This is a genomic window from Synechococcus sp. H60.1, from assembly GCF_047462335.1.
Lineage (GTDB): Bacteria > Cyanobacteriota > Cyanobacteriia > Thermostichales > Thermostichaceae > Thermostichus.
Genome location: NZ_JANSJA010000184.1, coordinates 1 through 7210, shown reverse-complemented (window position 1 = coordinate 7210; position 7210 = coordinate 1). Strand labels below are relative to the sequence as shown.

The window sequence follows — 7210 nt, the reverse complement described above, 5'->3', positions numbered from 1 at the left end:
GCCATAGCTTTTCTGGGAAGTGCTCCCCTCAGCCCAAAGTCTTTCCGGTGTAGTTTTCAATGCAGCGCAAGAACAGCTCCACGCCAATGCCGAGAGCAGCTTCATCAAAGTCAAAGCGGGGATGGTGATGGGGATAATCTAGTCCTTTGGCAGGGTTGGCGGATCCCAGGAAAAAGTAGCAGCCGGGCACCTCGTTGAGGAAAAACGAGACATCTTCCCCGCCCAGGGTCATCTCAGAAACGATCGCGGCTTCTGAACCAAACACCTGGCGGGCGGCTTGTTCTACCAGGGCTGCTATGGCAGGGTCATTGTGAACCGCCGGATAGCCCCGCTCGTACTGGAACTCGTAGGTGGCCCCGTAGGCTTGGCAAATGCCGGCCACGATTTCTTCAATACGCCTTGCCAGCAAATCCCGCACTTCCGGCTGAAAGCTGCGCACGGTGCCCCAAATCTCTGCCCTGGGAGCGATGACGTTGAAAGTATCGCCGGCCCGGAAGCGGCCCACCGTCACCACCGCCGGCTGCAGTGGATCCACGTTGCGGGAGACGATGGTCTGCAAAGCGCTCACAATGTGGGATCCGACCACAATGGCATCCACCGTCTGCTGGGGAAGAGCGGCATGGCCGCCCCGTCCAATGACCTCGATTTGAAAGCGATCGGCAAAGGCCATCGAGGGGCCACTTTTGACGCCAATGGTGCCCAGAGGACGGTTGTTCCACAGGTGTAAGCCGAGGATGGCTTCTACATCTGGGTTCTTCAGCACCCCCGCTTCCACCATTGGCTTGGCTCCGCCGGGACCTTCTTCAGCGGGCTGGAAAATGACTTTGACGGTGCCTCTGAGGCTTTGGCGCTGCTGCTGCAGCAGCTTGGCGGTGCCCAGGGCAATGGCCGTGTGGCCATCATGGCCGCAGGCGTGCATAACGTTGGGGATGGCGGAACGGTATTCGACTTCGTTGGCCTCGTGAATGGGTAGGGCATCCATGTCGGCCCGCAGCGCCAAAACCGGCCCTGGCTCTTCTCCTGCGATGGTGGCCACAATGCCGGTGTGGGCGATGCCGGTCTGGTGCGGGATCCCCCAACTTCTCAGGCGGTGGCTGATGTAGGCGGCAGTTTGCTTCTCTTGGAAACCCAGCTCTGGGTACTTATGCAAGTGGCGGCGCCAGGCCACCAACTCCGGCTGTAAGGCTTGAACGGCGGGGCGAAGGGCGGGAACTTCCATAAACGCCTAGACAAGAGTCAGTCTGGGGAAGAGCTTCCTTCCCAGTTGGTTTCCCAGAAGCTGTTTAGTTACATGTCGGTTTCATAGAGTATGGCAAAAATTTTGCCAGGGCTGTTTCTTCCTAGGCCCACCGGGATCCCGTTTCTGGCGGCAGATCTTGCCAGCGGCCCGGCCCCACGGCGCGCAACGCCTCCGGCAGGGAGATGGCTCCTGAGTAAAGGGCCTTGCCCAGAATGGCTCCGGCCAAACCCGGCAAGCTCAGCAGGGCAAGTAAGTCCGTCAGCGAGCCGATGCCCCCAGAGGCAATCACCGGCAGGCGGGAAACAGCCAGAACCTGCCGCAACTGCTCCAGGTTGGGGCCGGCCAGGGTGCCATCCCGGCCAATGTCGGTGTAGATGATCCCGGCAGCCCCTTGAGCTTGTACCCGTTGCACCAGTTCGGTGGCCGGCAGGGGGGTGGTGTTCAGCCAGCCGCGGGTAGCCACCTGCCCTTGGCGGGCGTCAATCCCCACCCAGATGCGTCCTGGCAAGGCCTGAGTCATCGCCTCTAGAGTGTTGGGATCCTCCACAGCGACAGTGCCGACGATCACCCGATCTACCCCCAAGTCCAGCAACTGCCGCGCCTGTTCGAGAGATCGGATCCCGCCCCCCACCTGCACCGGGATGGCCAGTTTGCGGACGATGTCTGCAATGATGGGCAAGTTAACCGGATCCCCGCTTTTGGCCCCGTCCAGGTCTACCACGTGCAGGCGAGGCGCCCCTTGGGCAGCCCAGATTTCTGCCTGCTGGATGGGGTCGGCGGCCACCTGTTCCGCCTGGGCGTAATCGCCTTGGTAAAGACGCACGGCGCGGCCCTGCAAAAGGTCGATGGCGGGGATCACCTCGAGAAAGACACTGGCGTGAGGCATGATGGGATCCCTGGAGAAGAGCTTTTCCAGTATCGCCCAGCGGGGATCCTGGACAAGGGCAGCGGATAGGAAAACCTTTGGGGCGACCATGAACGCGCGTCAACTGGCCCTCTTGGCTCTGCAGAAGATCGAGCGGCAAAACGCCTACGCCGACCTGGTGCTGGAGCACCTGTTGGCCCATAGCCGCCTGATCCCCGCCGACCGGCACCTGGTCAGCGAGCTGGTGTACGGCGTTACCCGCCGTCGCCGCACCCTCGATGCCCTGATCGACTGCTTTGCCCGCCGCTCTGCCCACCAGCAACCGCCCGACTTGCGGCTGATTCTGCACCTTGGCCTTTACCAACTGGCTTTTCTGGATCACATCCCCCCCAGCGCCGCCATCCACACCAGCGTGGAATTGGCCCGCCAGGTGGGCCTGGGATCCCTGACAGGGGTGGTGAACGGCATCTTGCGTGCCTACCAGCGGCAAGCGTTGGATGGGGCGGAAAAGGATCCCCTCAAGCCCTTACAGGACACGCTGCCCACGGATCCGATTCAGGCCTTGGGGATCCGGCACAGCTTTCCCGACTGGCTGGTGCGCCTCTGGTGGGAGCGCCTGGGGCCAGCCGAGACCGAGCAGTTGTGCGCCTGGTTCAACCGAGCGCCCCACCTGGATCTGCGGGTTAACCCGCTGCGGGCAGATGTGAACAAAGTCATTCAAGCCTTGGCAGAAGTGGGGATCCCCGCCTCACCCATCCCTGAGGTGCCGGGCGCCCTGCGGCTAGGGCGGCCTGCCGGCGATATTAGGGCCCTGCCGGGCTTTGCCCAGGGCTGGTGGAGTGTTCAGGATGCCAGCGCCCAGCAGGTGGTGCATTGGCTGGATCCCCAGCCAGGGGAACGGGTGATCGACTGCTGTGCCGCCCCCGGCGGCAAGACCACCCACATGGCCGAGCAGATGCAGGATCGCGGCGAGATCTGGGCCCTGGATCGCCATCCCCACCGCCTGCGGCGCCTAGAGGAAAATGTGCAGCGCTTAGGCTTGCGCTCGATCCGTCCCCTGGCCATCGACCTGTTATCCCTGAGCGCCGCTGCCGAACCCCCTGCCCCCCTGCCCCCCTGGCAGAGCGCCGACCGGGTGTTGCTGGACGCTCCCTGCTCTGGCCTGGGAACCCTGCACCGCCATGCCGATGCCCGCTGGCGCCAAACCCCCGATCAGGTGCAGGAGCTGGCCCATCTGCAGGGTCGGCTGTTGCAGGTGGCAGCCCGTTGGCTCAAGCCGGGCGGACTGTTGGTGTACGCCACCTGCACCCTGCATCCTGCCGAAAACGAGGCGGTCATCCAGTCTTTTCTGAACCGGCATCCCCACTGGGCCGCCGAAGGGGATCCCCTGCTCATCTGGCCCCATCGCCAGGATCGGGATGGATTTTTTATCCAACGGCTGCGCCGCTGCGATTAAGCCTTCCCCGTTCTATCTCTCCTCTTCCTCCGCATGGCTTCTGAGCTGCTCACCAGCCCAAAAAACCCTTGGATCCGGCAGTTGCGGCAGTTGCACCGCAGCAAAGGCCGGCGGGAACAGGGCGCCTTCTTAATAGAGGGATCCCACCTCCTCGAAGAGGCGCTGGGGGTCGGCTGGCCTCTGCGAGCTGTCTGCTACACCTTCGATTGGGCCGAGCGTCATCCCCAGTTGTTGGCCAGCCTGCCCCAGCATCTGCGGCGGCAGGCCGTCAGCCTAGAAGTGATGGCGGCCCTCTCTACCACCGAGTCTCCGGAAGGGGTTGTAGCTGTGGCTGTTAGCCGGCAAATCGCCTCCCCTCCCCCAGAGGCGTTGCGCCTGGGCTTGGTGGTCGAAGCCCTGCAAGATCCAGGTAATTTGGGATCCCTGATCCGCGTCGTGGCGGCCACCGGAGCCGATGGCCTCTGGCTAAGCGCAGACAGCGTCGATCCGGAAAACCCCAAAGTCCTGCGGGCCTCCGCCGGCCAGTGGTTTCGCCGCCCGCCGCAAGTCTTGCCCGACCTGCCCACCTGGATCCAGGCCTGTCGTCGCCAAGGGATCCAAGTTTTGGCCGCCACCCTCTCCCCTCTGGCCACCTGCCATTGGGATCACGACCTCACCCGGCCAACCCTTTTTCTCTTGGGCAACGAAGGGGCTGGCCTAAAGGCATCCACCATCCAGCAGGCCGATGCCCAGGTGCGGATCCCGATGGCTGAGGGCGTCGAATCCCTCAACGTGGCCATGACAGGGGGATTGCTGCTCTACGAAGCTTTGCGCCAGCGGCGAGCCCAGTTGAGAGACACAGCTTGAAGAGCCGCCCTCGTTTCACAACTCCTCATCTGCAAAGATGGGGGCCTCAACCTCTTCCTGCTCTCCCTCCTCCATCCCCCCCGGTCGGCTGGCAGAAACCGTTACCCCTGCAGAAAGTTTTTCCCGCACAGCCGCTTCCACCTCCGCCAGGATCTCCGGCTTTTCTTTCAGGTAAACGACCAGATTGTCTCTCCCTTGGGCCACATTCTCCTCTTTGTAGCTGTACCAGGAACCGCGTCGTTTGAGAATGCCCATCTCCTCAGCCAAATCGACAATGCAGCCGATGTTGGAGATGCCCTGGCCGAAGATGATGTCAAATTCTGCCCGCCGGAAGGGGGGAGCAACTTTGTTTTTCACCACCTTGACCCGCGCTCGGATCCCGTATTCTTCAGCACCTTTTTTTAGAGTTTGCACGCGGCGAATATCCAGCCGCACCGACGCATAGAACTTGAGGGCATTGCCGCCGGTGGTGGTTTCCTGGGGGCCGTAGCCCATGCCGCCGATTTTGGAGCGCAACTGGTTAAGGAACAGAACAATTGATCCGGTTTTGCTGACGTTGCCGGCAATCTTGCGCAGTGCTTGGCTCATCAGGCGGGCCTGTAGTCCCATGTGGGCATCTCCCATATCCCCCTCGATCTCGGCGCGGGGAACCAGCGCTGCCACCGAGTCCACCACCACAATGTCCACAGCAGCAGATCGCACCAGTTGATCGACGATCTCCAAAGCTGCCTCCCCCGTGTCTGGCTGGGAGATGAGCAGATTCTGGATATCCACCCCCAAAGCTGCTGCATAAGTGGGATCCAGCGCGTGCTCGGCATCCACAAAGGCGGCTGTTCCCCCTCGTTTTTGCACCTCGGCAATGGCGTGCAGAGCAACCGAGGTTTTCCCAGAAGATTCCGGCCCGAAGACTTCGATGATTCGCCCCTTGGGGTAGCCACCGCCCATGGCCAAGTCGAGGGTGATAGCGCCGCTGGGTATGGTCTCCACCCGCATCTGGGCCGCATCTCCCAAGCGCATGATCGCCCCTTTGCCGAAATTGCGCTCGATCTGGCCCAACACCTGATCCAGAGCTTTGCGTTTCTCCGACTTCAACTTGTCCAAGTCGTCTCCATTGTTCACGGCAGAAGCTTTGCTTCGGGTCATGGCCAGCACCCTCCCCCAGGAGTTGCGGTGGAAAATCGAGCCTGCATTCTAACATTGTCGCCTTGTTGCCCTCAGCGGATCCCTTTATCTCCCTCCAAATTGGAGTCAGCTCGTACCTTGCCTCAGTTCCCAGCTCCCCTCTCCCTCAGGGAGAGGGGCTGGGGGTGAGGGTAGCTCCCTCAGGGAGAGGGGCTGGGGGTGAGGGTCGCAGAATAGGTAGAGTGAGCTAGAAAGACCAGTTCAGGAATACCGCCGTGCTCATGACCCTGGTGTTGCAATCCCCCGGTCCAATTGTGTTCACCTGGGGCCCCTTCAGCCTGCGTTGGTATGGCCTGCTGATCGGCTTAGCCATGGTGCTGGGCTTGCTCCTGGCCCGCCACCTGGCGGCACGGCGCGGTCTTCCCCCCAATTCCATGTCTGATCTGCTGCTGTGGCTGGTGGTGGGATCCCTGCCCCTTGCCCGTTTTTACTACGTGGCTTTTGAGTGGGAGCGATATCGAGATGGCCCTTGGTGGAAAGTCCTGGCCCTCTGGCAGGGGGGGATGGCCATCCATGGCGCTTTGCTGGGGGGCAGTGCGGCACTTTACCTATTTGCCCGCCGGCAGCGGCTGAACTTCTGGCTGCTGGCCGATTGCATCGTTCCTTCCCTCAGCCTTGGCCAGAGCATCGGTCGCTGGGGCAACTTCTTCAACAACGAGGCCTATGGAGAGGTTTTGCCTCCGGATAGTTCTCTGTGGATCCAGCTACAGCTCCCCGACGGATCCCGTGTGCATCCCACTTTTCTGTACGAGTCCCTCTGGAACTTGGGCCTCTTCGGGATCCTGCTCTTTTTGAGCTATCGGCGTCAGCCTCCGCCTGGTAGCCTCCTGGGTCTCTACCTGCTGGGGTATAGCCTTGGACGCTTCTGGATCGAGGGGCTGCGCACCGACAGCCTCATGCTGGGGTCCTTGCGAGTGGCCCAGGGAGTGAGCCTGTTGCTCATCGGAGCTGGCTTGGCCGTGATGCTGACCGCCCAAAGACGTGCTTCTGCTCACCTAAGCCCAGTGAGGCCCTCACCTGATCTCTCGACAGGGATCCCCACCCCTGAGCACCCCTCGAAGGAGCCGTAAGCCATGGCGAGCGCACGAGATGAAGAGCTTTGGCAACAAGCTTCTCCTCTGGTGTTGCCCTCTGCCGCTGCCACCCAATCGCTGGCGGCCCTGGTAGCCCAGGCTGCCGTTCGCCTCCTTGACTCTTCAGGCCAGCAACACAACCCCCAGGGCAGGAGCAGGATAAACTCCCCTCCCGGCCTAGTGATCCTTCTAGAAGGGAACCTGGGCAGCGGCAAAACCACCTTTGTACAGGGCCTAGGCCAGGGCTTGGGGATCCCTGAACCCATCGACAGCCCCACCTTCGTGCTGCTCCAGGAATACCACACCGGACAGATCCCTCTTTTTCATTGCGATCTCTACCGTCTGGGATCCCCCTCTGGCGGAGCCGAGTCCTCAGCTCTCGACGATCTGGGGCTGGAAGAACTTTGGAGCCAAGCTGGGATCACCGCCATCGAATGGCCTCAGTACCTGCCCTACTTGCCAGCAACCTACCTCTGGCTGCGCCTAGAACCCGATCCTCAGGCAGAGGGATCCCGCCTGCTGTACGCCAAGGGCAGGGGATCCCAGCT

The 7210-nt window shown here is 61.9% G+C and carries 7 protein-coding genes; 4 read left to right on the top strand and 3 right to left on the bottom strand.

The window, feature by feature from the left end:
• Window positions 1-28 precede the first annotated feature (28 nt).
• On the bottom strand, window positions 29-1219 hold the full coding sequence (locus NW852_RS09300; protein ID WP_414366207.1) for a M20 metallopeptidase family protein: 1191 nt from the start codon (window positions 1217-1219) through the stop codon (window positions 29-31).
• Between the two features lie 121 nt (window positions 1220-1340).
• Window positions 1341-2126 carry a 1-(5-phosphoribosyl)-5-[(5-phosphoribosylamino)methylideneamino]imidazole-4-carboxamide isomerase gene (gene hisA, locus NW852_RS09295; RefSeq protein ID WP_414335765.1) on the bottom strand — a complete coding sequence of 262 codons (786 nt, stop codon included), beginning with the start codon at window positions 2124-2126 and terminating at the stop codon, window positions 1341-1343.
• 88 nt (window positions 2127-2214) lie between these two features.
• Between hisA and NW852_RS09290 the strand changes: the two genes are divergently transcribed.
• Window positions 2215-3561, top strand: coding sequence for a 16S rRNA (cytosine(967)-C(5))-methyltransferase (locus tag NW852_RS09290; RefSeq protein WP_414347748.1), 1347 nt, complete (start codon window positions 2215-2217; stop codon window positions 3559-3561).
• A 33-nt stretch (window positions 3562-3594) separates the two neighbouring features.
• On the top strand, window positions 3595-4407 hold the full coding sequence (locus NW852_RS09285) for a TrmH family RNA methyltransferase (protein WP_414335762.1): 813 nt from the start codon (window positions 3595-3597) through the stop codon (window positions 4405-4407).
• A 15-nt stretch (window positions 4408-4422) separates the two neighbouring features.
• On the opposite strand, the gene recA is transcribed toward NW852_RS09285, so the two are convergent.
• Window positions 4423-5550: a recombinase RecA gene (gene recA / locus NW852_RS09280; RefSeq protein ID WP_414366204.1), complete on the bottom strand. Its 1128-nt coding sequence runs from the start codon at window positions 5548-5550 to the stop codon at window positions 4423-4425.
• A 260-nt stretch (window positions 5551-5810) separates the two neighbouring features.
• Between recA and lgt the strand changes: the two genes are divergently transcribed.
• Window positions 5811-6659, top strand: a complete 849-nt coding sequence (gene lgt / locus NW852_RS09275; RefSeq protein WP_414347756.1) for a prolipoprotein diacylglyceryl transferase — start codon at window positions 5811-5813, stop codon at window positions 6657-6659.
• Between the two features lie 3 nt (window positions 6660-6662).
• Window positions 6663-7210: tRNA (adenosine(37)-N6)-threonylcarbamoyltransferase complex ATPase subunit type 1 TsaE (gene tsaE / locus NW852_RS09270; RefSeq protein WP_414426674.1), on the top strand; the 548-nt coding region annotated here is incomplete at its 3' end.

Coding starts and splice junctions, on each gene's coding strand:
- NW852_RS09300 (WP_414366207.1), bottom strand. CDS start 1,219: ATGGAAGTTCCCGCCCTTCGCCCCGCCGTTCAAGCCTTACAGCCGGAG.
- recA (WP_414366204.1), bottom strand. CDS start 5,550: ATGACCCGAAGCAAAGCTTCTGCCGTGAACAATGGAGACGACTTGGAC.
- NW852_RS09285 (WP_414335762.1), top strand. CDS start 3,595: ATGGCTTCTGAGCTGCTCACCAGCCCAAAAAACCCTTGGATCCGGCAG.
- NW852_RS09290 (WP_414347748.1), top strand. CDS start 2,215: ATGAACGCGCGTCAACTGGCCCTCTTGGCTCTGCAGAAGATCGAGCGG.
- lgt (WP_414347756.1), top strand. CDS start 5,811: ATGACCCTGGTGTTGCAATCCCCCGGTCCAATTGTGTTCACCTGGGGC.
- hisA (WP_414335765.1), bottom strand. CDS start 2,126: ATGCCTCACGCCAGTGTCTTTCTCGAGGTGATCCCCGCCATCGACCTT.